Consider the following 662-nt stretch of genomic DNA (forward strand, 5'->3'; position numbering starts at 1 on the left):
GTCGTTGCCGAGCTGATGGCCCGCGAGCCCGAAGACCCGCGACGCATTCGCCCGGTGCGCGTCGCCCTGCAGAACCAGCGCGACCACCTGCTCGCCTTCGCCGGCGTGCTTGATCTCGAGCTGGCCGCCATCGCACGCGCCCACGCCGTTCCCGAGCCCGTCGTGCGGGAAGCCTGCATCCTGCACCGCCTGCCCACCACCTCACCTGCATACTGGCAGGGGTGGAGTGAACTGCGAGCGCGGATGGGAAGCAGGTTCCACATCCTGTTCGACGCCGTGCGCCGGGCCATGGCCAGCACGCCGCGCAGCAGCTCCCTCGTGGAAAACCTCAACTCGCGCCTGCGCACCTACTTCACCTTGCGCCGCCATCTCGGCGGCTCATACCTGGATCTGCTGCGGTTCTTCCTGAACCACCGCCGCTTCCTGCGCAGCCGGCATGCCGAGCGGCAGGGCAAGAGCCCGCGGGAGCTGATGACCGGCCAGGGCCATCCGCACTGGCTCACCCTGCTCGGCCTGGGACCGCTTCAGCCGCGGCGGGGTTGACGCGGGGAGGGTGACCGCCTCCCGCACAGGGCACATCGGACGTCGACATCCGGCCCTCACAGGCCGGCGCTCTTCGCGCGCCCGTGTGACCCAAAATCGGCTGCTTCTGAACCACGCCG

The 662-nt window shown here is 69.9% G+C and carries 1 protein-coding gene; it reads left to right on the forward strand.

What is annotated here, in order from left to right:
* Positions 1-543: hypothetical protein (locus tag Q7A36_RS40535; protein WP_305109448.1), on the forward strand; the 543-nt coding region annotated here is incomplete at its 5' end.
* Positions 544-662 lie beyond the last annotated feature (119 nt).

Origin of the sequence: Paracraurococcus lichenis, assembly GCF_030657435.1 — a bacterium.
Taxonomy (GTDB): Bacteria; Pseudomonadota; Alphaproteobacteria; order Acetobacterales; family Acetobacteraceae; genus Paracraurococcus; species Paracraurococcus lichenis.